We start from the raw sequence: 24,346 nt of genomic DNA on the forward strand, positions 1-24,346 counted from the left end.
AGTTATTTCCGATTTCAGCCGCGCAACAGAAAATTAAAACTTAAAAACTATCTTAAGTTTTTGAAAAAGTTGCATCGTGAATAGGTCGCAGCATAGGTTTATTAAAAACCAAAAGTCAATAAAATCTAAAATTTATTAGAAATAGGCGAAAAACAAGGTGGTCGGAGCTGAATTTTAAAGCCTAAGTATTGCTTTCAACTGTAGGAATAGAGTGCAAAATGCTTTTTTATTTTCGAATTATATTTCAAAGGATCTAAAAATAAAACAAAAAAAGAGGGCTGTTGTTTCCAACAGCCCTCAACTAACCAAACCTAAACCCAACCTTATCTTCTTATTTTTCGTAAGTCATTTTCAACTCTACTCTTCTGTTTTTTGCACGTCCAATAGCCGTTGCATTTGTTGCGATAGGTTTGCTTTCTCCGTATCCAACTGCTGTTACTCTTGATCCAGCAATTCCTTTCTCCATCAAATAATTTTTAACAGATTCAGTACGTCTTTGAGATAATTCTAAATTAAAAGCATCACCACCATTACTATCTGCATGTCCTTCGATAACTAAGTTTGAAGCATCGTATTTATTAATTAGACCTACTAATTCATCTAATTGTACTAATGAACCAACTTTTAATTTGTCGCTATTGTTTTCAAAGAATATTTTACTTCCTAAGTACGTAATTCTTTCAACATCTTGTTTTGTAATTTCTGGACATCCTTTGTTTTCCATGGTACCTTTAACAGTAGGACAACGGTCATCCATATCAGCTACACCGTCTCCATCAGTATCAGGACAACCATTTAAACTTGCAGGACCAGCTGTATCAGGACAACGATCTAAGTCATTTGGTATTCCATCTTTGTCATTGTCCATAGGACAACCTGTTGCGTCAACTTTTGTTCCTGGTTTAGTATCAGGACATTTATCATTAATGTCAGCTACTCCATCATTATCTGAATCAGGACAACCATTTAATAATGCAGTTCCTGCAACATCAGGACAAGTGTCTAAATAATCAGCTACGCCATCTTTATCTCTGTCTAATGGACAACCATTTTCATCAACAACAACACCTGCTGGAGTATCAGGACACATATCTTTACGATCAGCAACACCATCATTGTCAGCATCTTTTTTCTCTCCCAAATTGAAAGTCAAACCAGCCATGTGAGAAAGATAAGCATCTTTTTTACCATTATCATTAACACCGTCTCTTCTGTCTTTGTTAGAAAAACTGAACGTTTCTTGTAAATTAAGTGTAATTACATCGCTCAATCTAAAATTTAATCCACCACCAGCAGTCGGTAATGCATAATCAATTCTATCTTGATCAAAGTTTACGTCATTGTCAAATAAAATAGCACCAACTCCTGCAAAAGCATAAGGTCTAACTACAGATTCTGGACCTGTCATATTAAATCTTAAATTTAATGCTACAGAGTTGAAGTCACTTTTGAAACTTCTTACTGTTCCATCGTTGTATCCAATTGTTCCTTTTGAAGCTAAAAAGTTCAAATCAAAATAACGACCTAAGTATCGAGAAACTGAAATACCTCCAAAACCGTAAAATGCTTTATCAGTTTTATAAAAATTATTTCCTAAATCACCTTGATACTGTGTCACACCACTATGAAGACCAATGTTCCATTTCTTGTCCTCAGTTTGCGCTTTTGCGATAAATGTAAATGCTAAGCAGGTACATACTAATAGGATTTTTTTCATTTTATTTATGTTAAATTATTCCCTACAAAGGTCATCAAGATTGGGATGTTATTTGTTATAGAACTATTGTAAAAATTTGTATATTTCCCACATTTATGCAGGCTTACTTTGGGTTTTAGATGCCTGGCTGTGCTTGCTCTTTACCATTATTTTAAAAAAAATAAACCATTTAAAAACATGATTTCCATTGAACTGCTCATAGAGGCAGTTTTGAAAAAAGTTTTTAAATGGTTCTACTTGTTTAAATAAACGATGTAGTTGTTTTGTGAAATACTAAAATAAAAATAAGTGCTTAGTATTTTTACTACTTATAAAATGCTACTGTTTAGAGTCCGTTTCTTTAGTTTTTTTAATTTCTTCAACATCTCTTTTAGCGGTAATTGTGCCTACTCTGCAATTACTTCTTGAAACTAAATAAACTTCTGATTCTCTACTTTCCATTTTATTCGTACTTTATCGTTACTAAATTATTCTAAATACCTACGTAATGTCCATGCCATGGTTTCATGATCTTGCATCAAACCTGTAAGGAAATCAGCTGTTCCTGCATCTTTATTATCATCTGCACTTGCATCGACATCTTTTCGCAATTGAACAATCAGTGTTTCATGATCTTCTAATAATTCTTTAAGCATTTCTTTTTGCGCAGGATATTGATTTGGAGATTCCTTGATTATCGTTAATTCCGAAAACTCTTTCATTGTTCCAATAGTCTTTCCACCTAGTTTGCTTATTCGCTCGGCAGTTTCGTCGATTGATACTTCGAGTTGTGTATAGTGACCTTCAAATAACTTATGAAGTTCCATGAAACTTTGACCGGATACGTTCCAATGAAATTTTCTTAGTTTAATGTATAAAGTCATTTCATTTGCTAAAATGGAGGATAGGATCGAAATGCTGTTTTTTAAATGTGCTTCTGTAATTCCAATTTGAAGTTTCATATTTTTAAGATTTTGTTTACTATTAAGTGTGATTTTTAAAATAATTAGCTTTTATTTCCTGTTAGAAGGTTTAAAATAAGTTCTTCTTTAGGATTAAAACTACTATACAAAGATGAGTGTATTCGCGTCAAAAAGTATTATAAAATTACAATAATATGTTACATATTTCACACTTTATTAATTTCAAAATATTGAATTTCAGTGATTTGTAACATTTTAGCGACGTTCAATGGAGTACTCATAAATTGTAAACAGTTATTTTATAGTCCGTTACTTATATCGCAGTAAAACCACTATTGTTTTTGGGTATTTTTTGTTTTATGATGTCTGCTTGATTAGTAACTCGTAAATGATCTGCTTGACCTGTTATGTCAGGAGCTCATTATGGTTGATTTTGCTCATAAAATGAATTTTATGAGCATATTTTCTAGATAGCATGGCTAATCCGTCCATGGTAGAGGCGACAGCGTTACAGCCTCCTTCGATAGTTAAAATTATGATGTTTTCAGGGTCAAAATAAATGGGATTGGAAGCAAACGAACTTCCTGCTGTATGCTCAATGCCTTAATCTACAGGTAAAATTGAAATATAACTAATGCCAGAAAGTCGATCATGGTTATAGCGTTGTGCTAAACTTCGAATTGTTTGCCCATGTCGATTACATTGTAAAAAATTAACATCTATGTGAAAAGGGTTCGGTTCATGAAGATGTCCTTTTGGGATTTTTTCTAAAATTTTTTGTAGTAAATTATCTTTTTCATCACCTAACAAAAAGAGTACCTGAGATCTATTTCTCATCAAGATTTCTTTTAAAGAAAGTCGCTAGAAAAAGACGGTCTTTTGGTCATATAAATCCTAAAATCAAATTTTATAAGCTGGATAATCAGTATATCCTTTTTCATCAGCGGTGTAAAACAAATCCATATCAAGATCTTGGGATAAAGGCCAATTGTTCTGAAATCTTTCTACTAAATCTGGATTATTGATAAAAGGTCTTCCAAAAGCAACCAGATCCGTAAGTCCGCTTTCTAAGGCTGATTCTGCACTTTCTTTATCATAACCTCCACAGCTAATCAAGATGTTTTTAAAATTATGACGAATTAATTTTTTAATTTCTAATGGTACGGCAGGAGCACCCATGGCAGAATGATCGACAAGATGAATATAAGCAATATCTAATTTATTCAATTCTTTAGATAAGTAGTCATAAGTAGCTTCAATTTCTGGATAATGTGGCATGTCGCTAGCTACACCATAAGGCGACAATCGTATTCCTGTTTTTTCTTTTCCAATAGCCTTAGCAACTGCTGCCGTAACTTCTAATACGAATTTACAACGGTTTTCTATACTTCCGCCATATTCATCTGTTCTGATATTACTTATGGGCGATAGAAACTCTTCAAGTAAATACCCATTGGCAGCATGCAACTCGACACCATCAAAGCCAGCAAATAAAGCATTTTTAGCTGCACTGATGTATTCGGTTTTGGCATGTATTATATCTTGTAATGTCATTTCATTGGGAACAACAAAGTCTTGCAATCCACTCGCATCAGTCCACATTTGCCCCGCAGCTTTTACCTGCGATGGAGCAAGTATTTGAGCACTTTTAGTCATATTAAGCGGATGGCTTATTCTTCCCGAATGCATTAATTGGACGACTATTTTCCCTCCATTTTTATGAACAGCGCCTGTTGTTGCTTTCCAGCCTTCTACTTGTTCAGCGTTAAAAATACCTGGTATTCTAGCATATCCTAATCCATTTTGTGAAGGGGATGTCCCTTCAGTTATGATGAGCCCTGCAGTGGAGCGCTGATTGTAATAGGTGGCCATTAATTCATTGGGAACATTTCCTATCGCTCTGCTTCGTGTCATTGGTGCCATTACGATTCTGTTTTTTAAATCAATAGAACCCACTTTTTTTGGTGTGAATAATTCGTAAGTTTTCATGTTTTTTGTTGTTAGATTGCTGATATAAAGATAATTGTATTAAATGATCTGTTTTTTAAAACTAACAAAATTTAATATAATGCTCTTTTATAAAGCTGATTTTGATTTTAATACCTTCAGAAAACTCGCTACCCTATTTCCTAACGATGAAATTTTGCTCAGAAAACCTCTGGTAAGGAGAAATATTTGAAACGAGATTTCTTAAGTATTAAAGTATGATAGTCTAGTTTTATTTAGCACGAACACTGATTATTTATTTCTGTTTTTCAAAAAATTAAGTTAGATAACATGCGTTGAATATTCTGATTAACGGTTATCCAGCTCGTGTACCAATTCGTTGGTCATAGGCGGAAGATTGGAAAACCCCTATGTTCTAGATGCCGTTGCGCCAATCTGGCAAACCAGAAAAGATGCTACCTAACAAAATTTAATGATTCTACTTATTTGAATGAAAGCTACAAAGGATCTGAAAGTCCACTAACACGGATGAGTTTTTTATTGACAAATTCCTGTATTCCTAATTCAGACAATTCTCTTCCGTAACCAGAGCCTTTTGTACCTCCAAATGGTAAATCAGCCTGCGTCCAAGTGGGATGATTGATAAATACCATTCCAGCATCAATTTGATTAGCTATTTTTTCTCCTCGTTTAATGTCTTTGGTAAAAATGGAACAACCAAGTCCAAAATCAGAATCATTTGCTAAAATAATGGCAGTTTCTTCATCTTTCACTCTGTAAAAGGAGGCAACAGGGCCAAATAGTTCTTCGTAATAAGCAGGTATTTCTGGTTTTAAATCGGTTAAAATGGTTGGTTGCACAAAGGCTCCCGGCATATCAGCACGCGTTCCTCCTAACAAAATAGTTGCTCCTGCGTCAACGGATCTTCTTATTTGGTCAATGATAGTGACTGCGGCTTCTTCGCTACTCATGGGTCCTAATTCAGTTTTCGAATCCATTGGATCCCCAACAACTAAGTTTGATAGCTTTTCTTTAAATTTTTCAATAAATTCATCAGCTATAGCTTCTACGGCAATGAATCTTTTGGAAGCCACACAACTTTGACCGTTGTTGTTAATTCTACCTACCACTGCCCATTCCACTGTTTTGTCAATATCAGCATCTTCCAGAATTATGAAAGCATCACTACCACCCAATTCCAAAACTGATTTTTTTAAATAGCGTCCAGCTTCAGCCGCAATACTGGCGCCAGCTGCTTCACTTCCTGTTAGTGAAACTCCTTTAATTCTTTTATCAGAAACCAAAGCTGATGCTCTTTTTCCAGAAATAAACAAATTAGTATAAATTCCATTAGGTGCACCAGCTTCATTAAATAATTCTTCAATTGCAACTGCGCATTGTGGTACCATGGAGGCATGTTTTACTAGGACAGTGTTTCCTACCATAAGGTTAGGAGCGGCAAATCTTGCTACTTGATAGAAAGGGAAATTCCATGGTTCGACACCTAATATCACGCCTATCGGACTGGATTTAATGTAAGCGCTTCCATTTTCAGGTTCTAGGGGCTTGTCAGCCAAAAAGGTCTTTGCATTAGTAGCATAATAATCAAAAATAGCAGCACTTAACAAAATTTCACCTTCAGATTGAGCAATTAATTTACCCATTTCGGAAGTTATTAGTGAAGCTAAATGTTCTTTTTTCTCTCGCATTAAAGCAGCTACTTTATGCAATATTTGAGCACGTTCCTCGTAGCTCGTTTCTTTCCAAGAAGTGAATGCTTTTGCGGATTGAGTAATCAACAAATCAACAGTTTTTTCAGTCATCTCATCAAAAGTACGCTCGACTTTATTGGTATAAGGATTAACAGTTTGAATAGCCATTTTTATTTATTTAGAATTATTAATTGATTTTATTTTGTGGTTTTTGGGATGAGGATAAGCCATACATTGCTTCATATTTCAAAATAATGTTTGCTTCACCGATTGAATTAAAAAAATCTTCAAGACGCTTAATATGTTCCTCTGTAAATTGTAGGTGGACTTGGAGTGCAGTAGCTAATTCTTCGGTAGCCGCATTTTTTATCAATATCGGAATGGAGATTATTTGTGCTTTTTCTGAAAAGTAAATTTCTTTTAATTCCTCTACAAAAATATTGCGATATTCTTTTTTAGTTTCCAGAGCGGATTCGTTTAAAATTCCTTTCTCTTTTTGCAAAACTATTTTTTTATCGGCTTTATTGACACTATTTTTCATGTGCTAATGGTTTTAGACAGCAATTCAATTGAATAATGTAAAGTTCGTTTTTACAATCCCAAAATCATTACACAATATTAGAAAGGAATTGCAATATTCACAGGTAGCAACATAATAAACTAATGTAGTAGTGGTGCTTTACTTCATTTTCTAGAGGAAAATGATCTTTAAATCCGGTATGATTTTTTAAAGTTGTAATGGTAATTTGGCCTATTGTTTCTTTGGTAAGAGCTTTACATTTTTACAATTCTGTAGACCTTAAGTAAACAATATTTTTCATAAAATATAAATCCTTTTCTTTGTCTGGTACTAATTAAGTTGGATTTTACAGATAAATAGGGTATTTCTTAAGACCTCAGTAAAATGGAGTGTACTACTAAAAATAGGAGGTTACGTTATTTATTGATAATAAAAGGATGTACTGAAATAATAAATAAAATAGGATTGATATGAAAATAAAATCCTCTCTGATTATAAACCAGAGAGGATGTGCTTATTGTCTTGAAATTAGTTTTGAATGCAAATTACACCCATTCTTTAACCCTTTTTCCAACGAAAAAGATTCTATTTCATTCTGTCTTTAATCCTGTTTCTTACAATGAAATATTTTACTGGGTATAACTTGAAAAATACTAATCTAAAAGATTCATTTTATGAGTTTCACTCAAAATATAGTACAATTTAATTGCAGTCCGACACTAGATTTTACTCTAAATCCTATATTTTGTAAAAGAATACAATTATGACTCGTCTTTTGTTGTACGAACTAAGCTAATTCCAGATACAAAGAAAATAATTCCTAATATTCCATATATGATTAACGATTTAACATCTGTCGTTCCACCTGAAGTTCCAGCAAAGATAACTGCTGTGTAGATAAGACCACCTATTCCAAGAGCTGTTAATAACGCCCCAAAGATTCTTTTAAGATTCATGATTTTTAATTTTAAGATTAATACTTTCTTTAAAAGTTTGTTTAAAAACCGATTGATTTATAAGCGAACCTTTAAATTAACTAGCATGACTTTTCACCGTACACCAATTATATTACAAATATATTTTGATTGGCTCTTGCAAGTGTTATACAATTGTTAATAAAAGTTATATCATTCACACTTCAGCATAAAAGAGGATTATTTAGGAATCTAATTAACATTTTTATTAAAAATTTCACTTTAATATTCTAAATTTATTGAGTAAAATATATAGAATTTATTGTATCAGTTCGACAATTTTAGAATACAATAATTTTTCATCAATGGGCTTGGCGATATAATCATTCATTCCCGCACCTTTGCATTTTTCCAAATCTACTGTCGTAACATCAGCCGTAAGCGCAATAATTGGGGTGTCTAATTTCATGATTTCCCGAATGTGTTTTGTAGCTTCAAAACCGTTCATTACTGGCATTTGAAGATCCATTAAAATAATATCGTATGATTTTTTTTCCAGTTTTTCGATAGCAATTTTTCCATTGTCAGCAATTTCACGATCACAACCAAAATCATCCAAAATTGTTTTCATCAATAATTGATTGAGTGGCATATCTTCAACCACCAAAACTTTTACGTTTTTTAATAAAGTATTGGATTCAATTAAATTAGTTTGTTTCTCGGTATTGCCTTTTGTCTTTTGAAAAGATAGCGTAAAACTAAATGTGGAGCCTTCATTTATTTTACTTTTGACACGAATGCTGCCTCCTTGTGATGTTACTAATTGTTTCGCAATGGCTAATCCTAAACCCGTACCTCCATAATTGCTGGAAGATCCATTACTAACTTGTTGAAAATTTTCAAATATTAAATCTATATTATCCTCAGGAATACCGATGCCACTATCAGCAATTACAAATTCAACTATTACTTTATCAGCATCTTCAAACAATAAGTTAGTGCTGACTTTAATAGTGCCTTTAGAAGTAAATTTAACAGCGTTGCTAACGAGATTTAAAATAATCTGGTGCAATCGGATGGAGTCTCCCAAAACGAGTTTGGGTATTTTTTTGTCATAGTGAGTGACCAGTTTTAAATTTTTTTCTTGAATTTTTGTTTCAAATAATTGGAGCATTGAGGCTATTGAAACGTCCATTTCGAATGATTTTTTTGCGAAAACCATTTTTCCAGCATCTACTTTTGCTAAATCAAGAATATCGTTTATTAATGCGATCAAAGTATCACCACTTAATTGTATGGCGTTTAAGTATTCTATTTGCTTAGTGGTTAATTCAGTTTTTAAAAGCACGCTGGTAAATCCTATAATTGCATTCATCGGAGTCCGAATTTCATGGCTCATATTGGATAAGAATTGTTGCTTCGCTTTTACAGCGTCCTCTGCAGCTCTTGTCGCTTCTTCGGCTTTAATTTTTGCTTCTTCTGCGGTTAAAGTTGCCAACTCTGCAAATACTTTTGATTCTATTAATTCAGCTTCAATTCTTTTTTGATCCGTTACATCTCTTGCCACAATAACCACTCCTAATACAGTACCTTGGTCATCTTTATAAACGGAGCCGTTTAATAACACATCAGTAAGTTTTCCGCTCTTGTGACGAAGTTTAATTGGAGAATTAGTGATAAAACCTTTAGCGAAGACTTCTTTATAAATAGCTTGAGCTTTTTCAGGCTCTGTAAAATAGCCAAAGAAATCAGTTCCTTTTAATTTCTCTCGTGACAATCCCGTTATATTTACAGTTGCCCTGTTCATATCAGTAATCTTTCCTTCATTGTTTATTGTTGTCAGAGGATCAAGACTTGCTTCTATAAGACTAAGTGAATATTTTTCTTTGAGATAATATCGAGACCGATCCGTTATGTCTTCAATAGCCAAAAGAATGAGTGGTTTGCTGTTTGTTTTTTGAACAATCAAATGCGCATTAAGTAACATTATTCGTTCTCCAATGCTAGAAAAGGTGTGGGTTACTTCAAAATTTTCGAAACTATTATTTTTAGAAAGGATATCATTTAGTACTTCACGAAGTTTTGCAATGTTCCATTGTTTATCACCTAAATCAAATAATAGTTTTCCTTCGGTTTCCTTTTTATCTGCTAGAAATTTTTTGTAAAAAGATTTATTAGCGGATATTACATGAAAATCCTTATTTAAAACAAGCATAGGTTCATGTATGGTGGCAATAATAGCCTCAGAATAGGCATGTGATTCTATTAATAAATCATGGCGCATTTGTAATTCCTGATTGGTAAAAATGAGTTCTTCGTTAGTGGCTTCAATTTCTTCCTTTGAGGTTTCCAATTCTTCATTTAAAGTCTGGAATTCTTCATTTGACGAAACGATTTCCTCATTTGCAGCTTGTAATTCCTCATAAATATTTTCTTGGGCTTTAACAATAGTAATCATTTCAGCGCGAGTAGCAATGAGTTCCTCCGTCAGTTTTTTTATTTTTAAATCTTTGAGTTTAGCATTGCTTGTTCCATCAACGTCAGATTCATTAATTTTTTCTACTAGTTCCTGCGGTTTAAAAACAATCAGAAGTAAGGGTTCGTCCCACTCAATTTTAAGTGGGCGCACCTCAAAAGACATCAACCTTAAAACGGATTCAATTTTGATTTCTATGCCTGATTTAGATACTGTTTTTTTTGTTTCTATAACTCTATTAATCGCGTTCCGGAGTTCAAAAGCAAATTCTGGCTTGGCCATTTTAAAAATATTTAGACTGGCTTTACCGGATGAATGCTCTAAGTAGGAGGAGACCGGTCCTCTAAACTGGAGTATTTCCATGTCTTTGTTCACCACAGCGCAGGCTGGCATGTAATTAGAAAGAAGTTCAGCGTCAATAGCATTTTCTATACTTTCTTGATTGACACTTATGTTTTTAGAGGTAGTGTTTACTTTTTTATTAGACATAGTAGTGCGTGTAAAACGTGGTGTTAATTCAAGTATCTTTCGAACTCCCAAATTATTTTTTCGAGAATAGATTTTAAATTTATTGTTAACTAATGTGAAAAGTTGTGATGTTGTCCCAATGCTTTCGGCTTTGCCAAGTATCAAATATCCAATATCATTCAAAGCAAAATGTAAGGATGCAAAAACTTTCTTTTGCGCGGCAGAATCAAAATAAATTAGAAGATTACAACAACTTACTAGATCCATTCGCGAAAAAGGAGGATCGCGTAGAATATTGTGTGGCGCAAATATGCACATTTCCCTTAGCTCTTTAACAATGCGGTAATTTTCACCTGTTTTTGTGAAAAATCGATTTAAATATTTTTTAGGTATGGATTCGACATCACTTTGAGAATAGTCACCAACACGGGCTTTTCTTATAGCCTCTTCGCTTAAATCAGTGGCAAAAATTTGAACAGCAATTGTATTTGTTTTTTCTTCCTGCAAATCGGCTATAATCATGGCAAAAGAATAGGCTTCCTGACCTGTAGAACATGCTGGAACCCATATTCGTAGCGTATCATCAGCAGTTTTATTCTTTAAAAGTTTTGTTAATAAATTAGTTTTTAAAAATTGGAAAGTTCCTTTTTCCCTGAAAAAACTAGTTACATTTATTAATAAATCCGTGTAGAGAATTTCAATTTCATTATTTTTTTGAAGTAAAAGTTTTACATATTCTTCTATCGACTTTATTCCATATTGAGTCATTTTATAGTTTATTCTTCTCTTAATGGTGGGCATTTTATAATGACTAAAATCCACTCCCGTTTCTTTGAGTAAAAGTTCAAAAATTGAATTTATATCGTAATTGTTATTATTAAGAGACCCTTCCTCTGCTTTGCTTTCTTTGTCCTGACTCTCTGTTGTAGGTATTCCTTTTTTACTAAGTTGAACTATTTTACGGGCAATTTCTAGAGGTGGTAAAATATAGTCTACCACTCCCGTAGAAATTGCTGCGTTTGGCATACTATTAGCTTGAGCCGTTTCATCTTGCGCAAAAGTGATGCCTCCAGCATCTTTAATGGCTTTGAGGCCCATCATACCATCACTGGCATAACCTGAAAGTATGATTCCAATGACATTTGCTTTATGGGTTTCAGCAAGTGAGGAAAAAAGAAAGTCTATTGAGAGCGTAGGGCTGCTTTTTTTTATGCGTGGGTGCAACTGAATATGCCCATTAACTACTTCGATTACTTTATTGGGTGGAATTACATATACATTGTTTGGTTCCATCTTTTCCATGTTATCAATTTCCTGGACTTTCATTTTCGTAATCTTAGAAAGAATTACAGTCAGTAAACTTTTATGGTCAGGACTTAGGTGTTGAACATAGATATAGGCCATGCCAGTATTTACCGATAGATTTTTAAGTAAAATACTAAACGCTTCCAGTCCTCCAGCTGATGCACCGATGGCTACCACGGGAAAAGAATTTTTTTTTACTTCTTTTTCCGGGCTTAATTTATTTGAAGTGACTTTCTGAGCTAATTTCATAATATTAAATATGTATTGTTATTTTATAGTTATGAGATTGGCTATAAATTTTTTTTATCCAGTAATTCAGGATACCTCACACATTAAAAAGCTTAAAAAATATTCATTAAATATAAGGAAATATGTTTTGTAAAAGGATAAAATAATTATGATTTATAAACCTGTAGACCAATAAATATTGAATGTGGATAAGAATAAATAGATTTTAGATGTTATTTTTGAGTAGCAGAAGTTCTTCCTCTAACTCAGCACATGCCTGTAAACAAACGGTTTCCAGTTGCAGTACCAAACTTTGTATTTCCTCATTTTTTTCTTGGTCTTTTGCAAAGTTCTGAATTTTTTTTGCTACCGTTTCAAAATCTGGACTGATTCCCATTATTGAAAAAGAGGGTAGCATTTTGTGGGCGGCAGCATCTAATAAAGTCCAATTTTCCTGCTCTAAACTTTGTACCATTGTATGCAGTAACGGTGGAGTTTGAGCTAAATATAATGAAATCATTTCCATCATTAGTTTTGGATTTGATTTGGTCCGCTGTTTTAAATAGTTCAGGTCAGTGTATTTTCTTTTTACCTCAAAATTCTTATTTTCCTTGCATTTTTTTATAAATTTATCAGGTTGGGCTGTTGTTACAATAGTTACTATTTTACTATATAAAAGTTTTTCATCGACAGGCTTAGCTAGGTAATCATTCATTCCCGACGCTGCGCATTTTTCTACATCAACAGTAGTAACATCAGCGGTTAATGCAATTATGGGTACAGTAGAATTTAGCGTATTTCTAATGTATTGCGTAGCTTCAAAACCATTCATTTCTGGCATCTGCAGATCCATAAGTACAACATCATACTCTTGTTTTTGTAGCTTTTCAATAGCTACTTTACCATTTTCAGCAATGTCGCTGATAAATCCAAAATCATCTAAAAGTGTTTTCATTAGCAATTGATTCAGTGCAATATCTTCGACCACTAATACTCTTATATTTTTCATCTCTGAATGGATTTCATTTAGTTCGTTTTCAAGTTCTGCATCGGCATTTGTCTTTTGGAAAGGTAATGTGAAACTAAATATTGAACCCGCATTTAACGTACTTGTTACACGAATGCTACCGCCTTGTGGCTCTATTAATTGCTTCACAATTGCTAGACCAAGTCCAGTGCCACCATATAATCTTGAAGTTCCGCTGGTTGCCTGCTGAAAATTTTCAAATATAGATCCTATTTTTTCTTCGGAAATTCCAATTCCTGTATCTGCTATCGCAAATTTTAGAATTATTTTAGCTTCATCTTCATATAATAAATCTATACTTACTGTAATTTTTCCTTTTTTAGTAAATTTAACAGCATTACTAACAAGATTTAAAATAATTTGGTGCAAACGAACAGGGTCTCCTATTAAAACAGCGGGAATTTTATTGTCATATTCCTTAACTAATTTTATGTTTTTTTCCACAATTTTAGTCTCAAATAAATGAAGAATGGCTGAAATAGAAGATTTCATTTTGAAAGGTGTTTTTTCGAACGTCATCTTACCTGCATCTACTTTTGCTAAATCCAGAATATCGTTGATAAGTACAATTAATGTATCTCCACTTATTTTAATTGCGTCTAAATATTCTTTTTGTTTACCATTTAAATCTGTTTTTAAGACCACTTTTGTAAATCCTATAATTGCGTTCATAGGAGTCCGAATTTCGTGGCTCATATTAGACAAGAATTGCTGTTTTGCTTTCACTGCATTTTCAGCAATAAGAGTAGCACTTTCTGCTTTTATTTTTGCTTCTTCTGCAATTTCTGTAGCTAATTCGGCAAAAACTCTGGCTTCAACTAGCTCCGTTGCGATTCTTTTTTGATCCGTAACATCACGGCCTACAACTACTACTCCTAGTACTTCCCCTTTGTCATCCTGATACACTGATCCATTGAATAGCGCGTCAATCATCGTTCCTTTCTTATGGCGGAGGATCAACGGATAATCTGTTATGAGTCCTTTTTCAAACACTTTTTGATACACTTCTCGCGCTTTTTGCGGTTCTGTGAAATAATCAAAAAAATCAGTGCCTATTAATTTTTTGCGAGATACACCCGTTGCTTTTACGGAGGCATTGTTCATATCCGTTATTTTTCCTTCTGGACTAATAGCAAATAGAGGATCATGACTTGCCTCTATTAAACTAAGGGAATATTCTGACAGTAGTTTTTCAGCAGTAAGGTCGGTATTTAGTTTTTTCAGTTGTTCTGCCTGAACTAATAATTCCTGATTCTTTTCATGTAAATCCACAAAAATAGCCACTTTTGCTTTTAATATTTCTGGCGAAAGTGGTTTAATCATATAATCTACGGCACCTGCTTGATAACCCTTAAAGATTTGTGAAGAATTATCGATACTGGCTGTTAAAAAAATAATGGGAACATGTTTTAGCTTTTCGATTTGGCGAATTAAATCTACTGTTTCAAACCCGTCCATCATTGGCATTTGAACATCTATTAAAATGATGGCAAAATCTTGCTGGTGCAGCAGAATTTTTAAGGCTTCATTCCCTGAATTTGCTTTGACACATAAATAATTTTCATTAGACAGAATTACTTCTAAAGCAAATAAGTTTTCAGGTAAATCATCTACCATTAAAATTTTGACTGGGCTGTTTATTTTCATTTTTATTGTAAAATAAATGTTTGAATGTTAAATACTCTAAAACGAATTTTGAAGTTCTAACAAAAAAATAAGCTTATTATCTTTCGATGCAGATCCTGCTCTATAGCATTATATTATTTACTTAACCATACGCGCATCAAAGATAAGAGGCGTTCTATATCAATTGGCTTTGTAATATAATCGTTGGCTCCAGCATCAATGCATTTTTGTTTATCATCTTTCATGGCTTTTGCGGTAAGTGCAATTAAAGGCAATTTTTTGAACTTCATTTGAGATCGTATTCGTTTCATTGCTTCATAACCATCCATTTCTGGCATCATAATATCCATCAAAACTAAATCAATGTTAGGATGTGTAGCTAGCATCTCTAGAGCGTTTTTGCCGTTTTCTGACTTGATGACTTCGATTCCTCGTTCTTGTAATATTTTAGATAATGCAAAAACATTTCTCATATCATCATCTACTAAAAGTATTTTCTTTGATTGAAATATGGTGTCTTTATCATGCAAACTATTAATCATTATTTGCTTTGATTTGGGCAAATTACTAATAGTACGGTGCAGAAAAAGAGCCGTTTCGTCCAGTAATCGTTCTTCGGATTTTATTCCTTTTATAATAATGCTCTCTGCATATTTATGAAGTAGATTATTTTCTTCTTTGGTAAGTTCTTTTCCTGTATAGACAATAATAGGAGGCATGCTGTGCCCTTTAATAACCTCCAGTTTTTGAATAAGATCAAATCCGCTCATGTCTGGCAAACCAATGTCCAGTATTACACAATCGATTTGATTTTCCTGATAAATTTCCAAGGCTTCCTTACCTGTTTCTGCTTCAAAACATTTTACATCACCATTTCCAATGAGTATTTTCATTGCTTTTCTAGAATTCTCGCTGTCTTCTATAATCAAAAGGTTCTTTATTTTTCTATTGACAAAATTTTCAATTCGGTTGAAAGCTTCTTCTAAACCTTCTTTAGAGATGGGCTTCATTAAATATTCTACGGCACCTTCTCTTATTGGTTCAAGGGAACGATCGTTTGCCGAAATAATATGAACTGGAATATGCCGTACCATAGGATTTGCTTTTAATTCCTGCAAAACTTGTTTCCCATTGATTCCTGGTAAGCCCATATCAAGGATGATAGCTTGTGGTAAGTATTTTGAAGCAAGTATCAAACCATCTTCACCGCTGGCTGCGGATAAGCATTTGAATCCTTTTTTGTTGGCCTGTTTTAAAAGGATTCCTGCAAAATTTCGATCGTCTTCAATAATGAGTACAATTTTATCAGTAGCGTTTATGGTGTCTCTATCATCGTCAATTGTTTTATAATTGAGAAAGTTTACGTTATTTTCAGTACGTGGAATATAGCGTAAAGATTGTGTTGCTGTTGAAGAAGTAGGCTCTTGTTCAGGATGAATTTCTAGCGGGATGTGGAGTGAGAATGTAGATCCTTCTTCCGGTTTGCTCGTTACTCTAATCTCGCTTTCTAATAGTTTTGCAAGTTCGCGAGAAATTGAAAGTCCTAATCCTGTACCGCCATATTTTCTTGAAGTACCGCCTTCGGCTTGTTGAAAAGCTTCAAATATTGCAGCTTGTTTGTCTTCTGATATTCCAATACCCGTGTCAGAAACCGATAGGACTAATGTAGTCTCAGTGCCTGGGTCAATATGTATGTTTACACTTCCTTTTTCTGTGAATTTAATAGCATTAGACAGCAAGTTTTTCAATATTTGATTCAAACGCTGTAAATCGGTGTGAATGAATTCAGGTAAATTAGTAGCTAATTGGCAGGTGAGTAGCAATCCTTTTTGTTCTGCTTGATGATTAAAATTGAGCAGTAGTTCGTCTGTGAAATTTTTCAAGAATACTTTTTCAACATTAATAGACATTTTTCCTGCTTCAATTTTAGAGAGGTCTAGTACTTCATTTATTAATACAAGAAGATCATGACCACTTTTATAAATAATTTCAGCACTTTCAACCTGAACTTCATCTAAGTTTTTCTTTCTGTTTTCTGATAAATCTTTGGACAAAATAAGCAAACTATTAAGTGGTGTTCTTAGTTCATGCGACATGTTAGCAAGGAATTCCGACTTATACTTACTGCTAATTTCAAGTTGTTTTGTCTTCTTCTCAATATTATCTTTAGAAGCCTCTACTTCCTTGTTTCGCTCTTCTAATGATTGCGTTTGCTCTTCCAGTTCTTCATTAGTCATTTGCAATTCCTCTTGTTGTTGCTTAAGATTTTGTGCTTGCTGCTCTAATTCCTCATTTAATTGTCTAAGTTCTTCTTGTTGTATTTGAAGTTCTTCAGCTTGATTAGAAAGTTCTTTATTAGCAAAATACAACTCGACTGCTCGTTTTTCTTTTTCTTCATTTTGGTATGCTAATTCTTTATTAGCAATTCCCAGCTCTGCGGCTCGTTTTTCTTTTTCTTGATTTTGATAAGCAAGTTCTGTATTGGCTACAGCCAACTCCGCAGCTCTTTTTTCCTTTTCTTCGGCTTGTTGAATCGTATTCACACTTATTGCTACACTACTCATAGAAACAGCAATAAATTCCTTTTCAGTTTCGGTAAAATCAGTAAGCTTTCCAATCTCTATCACTCCTTTTGTTTTTCCATCTAATAAAAAAGGAGTAATCAGAACATTTGTTGGTTTGGCATTTAGCACGGTAGAAGTAATGCGAATTTGATCATCAGTAATGGCTGTAAACAAAAGTTGTTTTTGTTCCCAAGCAGCTTGTCCAATCAATCCTTCGTTCAACTTAAAGTTTTCTTTAGCTTCATTTGCAGGTGTAAAAGCAAATTTTCCACTCAGTAAAAGAGTATTTTCTTTTTCATCTAATAAATAAACGGCGCCTATGTTGGCTTGGAGATAGGAACATAAAAAGCTAATAGTATTGTTTGCCAATTCGATCATACTTTGGTCACCTATTAATTTTTCATTGAGCATCGCGTTTCCTGTAAGCAACCAGTTTTTGCTAGCCGTTTCTAATTCGGATTTTTTTAGTGCTTTTAAATTGGTAGTCACTATATTATAAACTACTACAAGAATTAAAGTAATGATTAACAATAAAATAGCAAATACAATGTTAAATCTACTAGCATCTTGTTCACTGGCTTGAATCCTTTCTGTAAGTAAGAGATTTTCAGTTTCCTGAGCCTGATCAACTAAATTTCTGATTTCATCTTGGATCTGTTTTCCTTCCCCAGAAGCAACAAATTCTTGGGCTAGTGTATAATCTTTTTTACGAAGAGCGATGCATTTCCTAAAATTATCAAAACGCATTTTAGTTTGCTTCTTTAACTCTTCAATATTCTTCTGCTGGTTGGGATTGTCTTTTGTTAATTCTTTTACTTTATTGAGTTGAGCACTTATATTGACATTGGCAGAGGTAAAAGGGATTAAAAAATCATCATTTCCAGTAATTACATAGCCTCGAATTCCTGCTTCTGCATCAACAGTTAACATCAAAATTTGCTCGAATTCATACAAAACAGAATTGGAATGATTGACCAAGGTATTAGAGGCGATGAATTTTTCGCTATTTTTATAGGAGAAAATTGCCACTCCTAAAAGTACTATTGCACAAGCAATAAATCCTGTCGCTATTTTTTTACCAAGGGTCATTTTCATTTTGTTCGTTGTAAAATTGATTTTGATTATCTCTTTTGTTGTTCTATTTTTATTAAAAATTCGGCGATATCGTCTAATGACCCTATAAAATTGGGTTCAATAGTTGCAATTGCCGCCTTTGGCATATAGGCTGATTCTGCAGTTATTGGGTCCTGAATTATAGTTAGACCACCACATTCTTGTATTCGCTTGATGCCTTTTGTACCGTCATTATTAGCGCCAGTGAGTACTATTCCAATTAATTTGTTTCTATAGGCTTCAGCGGCCGACTCAAATAACACATCAATAGATGGTCTTGCATAATTTACGCGTTCATCTATAGTGAGGGAAAAGGTTTTGTCTTTTTCTATCAACAAATGATAATTAGGAGGAGCAATATAAATGGTGCCTTTTTCAATTTTTTCTTTTTCATCTGCTTCCTTGATTTCAAGCTGACTTTTATCATTAAAAAGAGTAATCCATTGACCGTCAGATTGATCACCTAGATGTTGCACAATAATCATGGGTATACTAAAATGTGCCGGCATAGCTGCGAATATAATTTTCAAAGCATTCATACCACCAGAAGAAACTCCTATAACAATTGCTTCGTACTGCATTTTTAGTATTTCTTTTTAAATATTCGTTGTTTAAGGTCTAATTCACTATAATGTTCAAAATAATCGGTAAACCGAATACTTTCTTTAGATCCCAGCGATAAAATACCTCCATTTATCAGGCTATTGTAAAAAAGAGTTTGAACTTTATTTTGTAAATTTTGATCAAAATAAATTAAGACATTCCGGCATAATATTAAATGTACTTCGGCAAAAACACTATCAGTTACTAAATTATGATTGGCCCAAACAATGTTTTTTTTTAAAGATTGATTCATAATAACATTATCGTAATGTGAAGTATAATAACTTGAAAAAGATTCTTTTCCTCCTGATAATTGATAATTAGAAGTGTATTCTTTAATTAATTTATTCGAAAAAATACCTTCTTTAGCACGATTCAACGCCAGCTGATTAAAATCAGTAGCATATATTGTCGTTCTATCATACAAACCTTCTTCTTGCAATAGAATTGCCATCGAATACGCTTCCTCTCCTGTAGCACATCCAGCATGCCATATTTTTATAAAAGGATAGGTTTTTAAAATAGGAATCACTTTTTCTCGTAATGATCTATAAAATGCAGGATCGCGAAACATTTCGGTTACCGTTATTGATAAATCTTGTAAGAGTTCTGAAGCGAATGGTACATTATTTAAAACCATAGATTGCATTTGAGCTATATCTTCAAAGCCAGAAAGTGCCATTCTATTCAGTATTCGACGCCTAATATGCGCTTGCGAATACTCTCTGAAATCGTACCCATATTTCCGATAGATTGCTTCTAATAGCAATGAAATCTCCAGATCTGATGTGTCTTTATACTGCATTTTTCTTAAATAATATTGGTTTTAATAGAACCAAATTTAAGTGTGATTAATCTAATTAGAAATGAGTTGGGAAGTAGTACTTGTGTAATTACTTTACATTCGATCCATATACCAATTTAATTCTTTTTCCATTTTTTGGTATTTAAAAATAGCAGTGATTATTTTTTGCAAGCGAACAAAAGCAGTTTCACTTTTCACTACATAATCAAATGCCTTGTGGTGCATGCAGTTAATAGCCACTTCAATTTTATCTTGGGATGAAAGCATAACCACAGGGATTTCTGGATTATAAGTTTTAACTTTATCTAAAGTTTCAAGACCGTTCATCGCATTTTCTACAATACCATCTAGCTGATAATCTAATATTACTACATCCGGATTGTGTGATAAGTTTGCAATGCAAAGTTCTCCTGTAGGATACGTTTCTACTATAAAATCAGCATTTTCTAAAAATTCAATTTCTAAAGATTTTAAAAATAGGACATCATCATCTACTAGAAATATTTTTACTTTCTTGTTGTCGTTCATTTTATGGTATTTTTAATTATGTTTAATTCTTCTTCTAATTCACTACACGCTTGCTCACAAACTTCTTCAAGTTGTTGAACTAAAGCTTTAATTTCTTCTATGTTTTCTGGTGCTGTTGTTATCTCCTGAATTTTTTTTGCTATGTTTTCAAAAACAGGACTTATTCCCACTATTGCAAAGGACGGAATCATTTTATGTGCCGCAGCGCTTACTAAATTCCAATTTTTGTTAGCTAAACTTTCTTTGATTGTTTTTATTATAGCTGGTGTTTGGGTTAAATAGAGTTTGATCATTTCTTCCATTAAAACGGGATTTGATTTTGTTCTTTGTTTCAAATACGTCAGATTAATGCACTTTACTTTTTTTACTATAACTTCTTCTTCTTTCACACGTTCAATATTTATGGCACTAGGAATGTTTTTTTTTAAGAGTCCAATTATCTTACTGTATAGCAGGCGGTCATCCACGGGTTTTGCAAGATAGTCATTCATTCCCACTGCTTTACATTTAGCTAAATCTACTGTAGTCACATCTGCTGTTAAAGCAATAATTGGTATTTTTGATTTCAGTATATTTCGAATGTATTCTGTTGTTTCAAATCCGTTCATTTCTGGCATTTGCAAGTCCATTAAAATGACATCATATTCCTTATCTTTTAATTTTTCGATTGCTATTTTACCGTTTTCGGCAATGTCACGCTCAAATCCAAAATCATCAAGAAGTGTTTTCATTAGCAATTGATTCAATGGAATATCTTCAACAACTAAAATTTTTATGTTTTTTATTTCGGTATCCAATTCAATAAACTCATTTCCCATTTCAGCATCAGAATTTGTCTTTTGAAAACTTAATGTAAAACTAAATGTAGAACCTTTACCTACCACACTCCGGACACGAATAGTTCCTCCTTGTGTTTCTATGAGTTGTTTGACAATGGCTAAACCTAATCCTGTTCCTCCATACAACCTTGAAGTTCGGCTGGATGCTTGTTGGAAATTTTCAAATATTTTTCCGATTCTGTCTTCTGGTATTCCGATACCGGTATCCGTGACAGCAAATTCAATAATTACTGTATCAACATCTTCATGTATTAAATTGACGCTTACGGTAATTTTTCCTTTGGATGTAAACTTGACTGCGTTACTAACTAAATTTAAAATTATTTGATGCAAACGAACTGGGTCACCAATTAGAACTTGCGGAATTTTAGGATCGTATTCTTTAATTAATTTTAAATTTTTTTCTTGAATTTTAGGTTCAAACAGATGCAGCATGGCAGCTACCGAAGAATTCAATTTGAAAGGGGTTTTTTCAAATGTCATTTTACCGGAATCAACTTTTGCTAAGTCTAATATGTCGTTTATGAGTACGATTAATGCATCTCCACTCATTTTGATAGCATCTAAATATTCTTTTTGTTTCAGCGTCAGATCTGTTTTCAGTACCACTTTGGTAAAACCAATAATCGCATTCATCGGGGTACGAATTTCATGACTCATATTCGACAAAAATTGTTGTTTTGCTTTTACCGCATTTTCAGCTATAATAGTGGCCCTTTCTGCACGTCTTTTAGCTTCTTCTGCAATTTCTGTGGCAAGTTCTGCAAAAACTCTAGCTTCAATCAATTCGGTAGCAATTCTTTTTTGATCTGTAATATCTCTGGCAACAATCACGACGCCTTGTACATTTCCTACTTCGTTTTTATAAACGGAACCGTTAAACAAGACATCAGTCAATTTGCCGTCCTTATGACGCAGTGTAAGTGGTGAATCAGCAACACAGCCTTTTTCAAATACTTCCTGGTATACTTCACGCGCTTTTTGTTGTTCTGTAAAATAATCGAAAAAATCAGAACCTGTGAGTTCTTCGCGCGTTTTCCCAGTACTGTTTACTAAGGCCTCATTCATGTCCATAATCTTACCTTTTGTATTTATGGTAACCAAAGGATCCCGACTGGCTTCAATTAAACTAAGTGTATATTGAGAATCTAATTTTGTAGTGTAGTTAAGTTCTTTAAGCTCTTTATTAACAATTTCCCTTTTTTCTTTTTCTTGGTTTTGAAAAATAAGTTCTTTATTGGCAATAATTAATTCGTTGGCTCTTTTCTCTTTTTCATCATTTTGAAACGCCAATTCTTTGTTGGCAATCACTAATTCAGCAGCTCTTTTTTCCTTTTCTAAATTTTGAAAAATAAGTTCTTCATTAGCAATGATTAATTCGTCAGCTCTTTTCTCCTTTTCGTTATTTTGAAACGCCAGTTCTTTATTAGCTATCACTAATTCAGCAGCACGTTTCTCTTTTTCATCATTTTGAAATGCTAGTTCTTTGTTAGCTATCACTAGTTCTGAGGCTCTTTTTTCCTTTTCTTGGTTTTGAAAAAGAAGTTCTTTATTGGCAATAATTAATTCGTTAGCCCTTTTCTCTTTCTCCTCATTTTGAAATGCCAATTCTTGATTTGCTATAACTAACTCTGCCGCTCTCTTTTCCTTTTCATCATTTTGATACGCCAGTTCTTTATTAGCATTTTGTAAATCCAAAGCCCATTTTTGTCCGCCTGTATTTCGCGCCACGATAACAACACCTTGGACCTTGCCAAGATTGTCTTTATAAACAGAGCCATTGAAAAGTACGTCAGTTAATTTGCCGTCCTTATGCCGAAGCGTTAAAGGGTAATCTTCTATGGCATTGTTTTGAAAAACTTGTTGATATACTATTTGTGCTTTGTGCTTGTCTGTGAAATAATCGAAGAAATTAGCACCAGTAAGTTCGTTTCGACTAACACCAGTAATATGAACTAATGCTTCATTCATATCCGTGATCTTTCCTTCTCTATTTATCGTAATTAGAGGGTCAAGACTGGCTTCAATTAAACTTTTTGAATATTGTGCTGCTAATTTTTGAGCGGTACTGTTTGTTGCTTCGGTAAAAAAACCATGGATAACTCCTTCAGAATCTTCATATATGGATGCATTGTAGACCACATCCGTTAATTCGCCGTTTTGGTGCTTTACCGTTAACGAATAGTCGTCAATAAACCCTTTTTCAAAAACGTGTTGCCATCTGTTCTTTACTTCCTGCTTCTCTGTAAAATGATCAGAGAAATTAGTTCCTATCACTACATCTCTTGCAATTCCTATGTTTTTTATTGACGCTTCATTAATATCAGTGATTTTTCCTTCGGCACTAATAGTAACAAAGGCACCTACACTGGTTTCAATTGAATCGGGGGAATTGAGCATACTGATACTTTTCATTTAGTCATTTACATTTCCAATTTCCTCAATTGGATTCCGTCTTTTATCTTTTAACTGTTTAAAATGAGAAGGGGATAGGCCAGTTACTTTTTTAAACTGACTAGATAAATGAGCTACACTGCTATAATTCATTTTCCATGCAATTTCAGTGATATTTAATTCACCATAGATAATCAACTCTTTTATACGTTCCGTTTTATGGGAAATTATAAATTGTTCTATTGTAGTTCCCTGAACCTCTGAAAACAAGTTGGATAGGTAAGTATAGTCGTGACTCAATTTTTGACTTAAGTAGTCCGAAAAATTGACTTTTATGGGTTCAGTAGAGTGATGAACCATCTCGATAATTACATTCTTTATTTTCTCTATCAACATGGATTTTTTATCATCCATCAATTCAAGCCCTGAATCTAAAAGTGCCGCTTTCAATAGTTGTCTTTGATCCATAGAAATATTTTCCATAATTTCTACTTCTCCTAAATCAACAACCATGTAGTGAAGTTTAAGCTTTTTTAATTCTTCTTTTACCGCCATTTTGCAGCGGTTGCTTACCATGTATTTTATGTATAGTTTCAAATATTTTCAATTTACAGTTTGCACAAATGTAACTTTTCGGAATAAAGATACATTATAAAAT

General features: G+C 33.3%; 17 protein-coding genes. All 17 read right to left on the reverse strand.

Annotated elements, in window-relative coordinates:
• Positions 1-331 precede the first annotated feature (331 nt).
• Complete coding sequence (locus IWX83_RS17425; RefSeq protein WP_196828637.1) at positions 332-1,717, reverse strand: OmpA family protein; 1,386 nt, start codon at positions 1,715-1,717, stop codon at positions 332-334.
• 318 nt (positions 1,718-2,035) lie between these two features.
• Positions 2,036-2,158, reverse strand: coding sequence for a hypothetical protein (locus tag IWX83_RS17385; protein ID WP_255546324.1), 123 nt, complete (start codon positions 2,156-2,158; stop codon positions 2,036-2,038).
• A gap of 26 nt (positions 2,159-2,184) precedes the next feature.
• Positions 2,185-2,658 carry a Dps family protein gene (locus IWX83_RS07065; protein WP_073355678.1) on the reverse strand — a complete coding sequence of 158 codons (474 nt, stop codon included), beginning with the start codon at positions 2,656-2,658 and terminating at the stop codon, positions 2,185-2,187.
• Between the two features lie 366 nt (positions 2,659-3,024).
• A complete protein-coding gene (locus tag IWX83_RS17170; RefSeq protein WP_370568395.1) occupies positions 3,025-3,219 on the reverse strand; it encodes a hypothetical protein in 195 nt (64 codons plus the stop codon).
• A 3-nt stretch (positions 3,220-3,222) separates the two neighbouring features.
• Positions 3,223-3,456 carry a hypothetical protein gene (locus tag IWX83_RS17175; RefSeq protein WP_231379851.1) on the reverse strand — a complete coding sequence of 78 codons (234 nt, stop codon included), beginning with the start codon at positions 3,454-3,456 and terminating at the stop codon, positions 3,223-3,225.
• A 63-nt stretch (positions 3,457-3,519) separates the two neighbouring features.
• A complete protein-coding gene (locus tag IWX83_RS07075) occupies positions 3,520-4,608 on the reverse strand; it encodes an alkene reductase (RefSeq protein ID WP_196828639.1) in 1,089 nt (362 codons plus the stop codon).
• A gap of 455 nt (positions 4,609-5,063) precedes the next feature.
• Entirely contained in the window at positions 5,064-6,446 is a 1,383-nt protein-coding gene (locus tag IWX83_RS07080; protein ID WP_073355673.1) for an NAD-dependent succinate-semialdehyde dehydrogenase, read from the reverse strand.
• Positions 6,447-6,465: 19 nt separating this feature from the next.
• Complete coding sequence (locus tag IWX83_RS07085) at positions 6,466-6,819, reverse strand: DUF892 family protein (RefSeq protein ID WP_196828641.1); 354 nt, start codon at positions 6,817-6,819, stop codon at positions 6,466-6,468.
• A gap of 740 nt (positions 6,820-7,559) precedes the next feature.
• The gene (locus IWX83_RS07090; RefSeq protein WP_196828643.1) at positions 7,560-7,754 is read right to left on the reverse strand and encodes a hypothetical protein; all 195 of its coding nucleotides are present in this window, start codon (positions 7,752-7,754) and stop codon (positions 7,560-7,562) included.
• A gap of 277 nt (positions 7,755-8,031) precedes the next feature.
• Positions 8,032-12,210, reverse strand: a complete 4,179-nt coding sequence (locus IWX83_RS07095) for a CheR family methyltransferase (RefSeq protein WP_196828645.1) — start codon at positions 12,208-12,210, stop codon at positions 8,032-8,034.
• A 205-nt stretch (positions 12,211-12,415) separates the two neighbouring features.
• Positions 12,416-14,863: a response regulator gene (locus IWX83_RS07100; RefSeq protein ID WP_196828647.1), complete on the reverse strand. Its 2,448-nt coding sequence runs from the start codon at positions 14,861-14,863 to the stop codon at positions 12,416-12,418.
• Positions 14,864-14,976: 113 nt separating this feature from the next.
• Entirely contained in the window at positions 14,977-18,501 is a 3,525-nt protein-coding gene (locus IWX83_RS07105) for a response regulator (RefSeq protein WP_196828649.1), read from the reverse strand.
• 26 nt (positions 18,502-18,527) lie between these two features.
• Positions 18,528-19,100: a chemotaxis protein CheB gene (locus IWX83_RS07110; protein WP_196828651.1), complete on the reverse strand. Its 573-nt coding sequence runs from the start codon at positions 19,098-19,100 to the stop codon at positions 18,528-18,530.
• Positions 19,101-19,102: 2 nt separating this feature from the next.
• A complete protein-coding gene (locus IWX83_RS07115) occupies positions 19,103-19,927 on the reverse strand; it encodes a protein-glutamate O-methyltransferase CheR (protein ID WP_196828653.1) in 825 nt (274 codons plus the stop codon).
• A gap of 93 nt (positions 19,928-20,020) precedes the next feature.
• Positions 20,021-20,455 carry a response regulator gene (locus IWX83_RS07120; RefSeq protein WP_196828655.1) on the reverse strand — a complete coding sequence of 145 codons (435 nt, stop codon included), beginning with the start codon at positions 20,453-20,455 and terminating at the stop codon, positions 20,021-20,023.
• Positions 20,452-23,694 (reverse strand): PAS domain-containing hybrid sensor histidine kinase/response regulator, encoded by a 3,243-nt coding sequence (locus IWX83_RS07125; protein ID WP_231379853.1) that lies wholly within the window; start codon positions 23,692-23,694, stop codon positions 20,452-20,454. The genes IWX83_RS07120 and IWX83_RS07125 overlap by 4 nt, the downstream gene beginning before the upstream one ends.
• 15 nt (positions 23,695-23,709) lie before the next feature.
• Positions 23,710-24,264: an AraC family transcriptional regulator gene (locus IWX83_RS07130; RefSeq protein WP_084129470.1), complete on the reverse strand. Its 555-nt coding sequence runs from the start codon at positions 24,262-24,264 to the stop codon at positions 23,710-23,712.
• Positions 24,265-24,346: the final 82 nt, after the last annotated feature.

It is taken from the genome of Flavobacterium sp. CG_9.1 (assembly GCF_015751645.1).
GTDB lineage: Bacteria > Bacteroidota > Bacteroidia > Flavobacteriales > Flavobacteriaceae > Flavobacterium > Flavobacterium xanthum.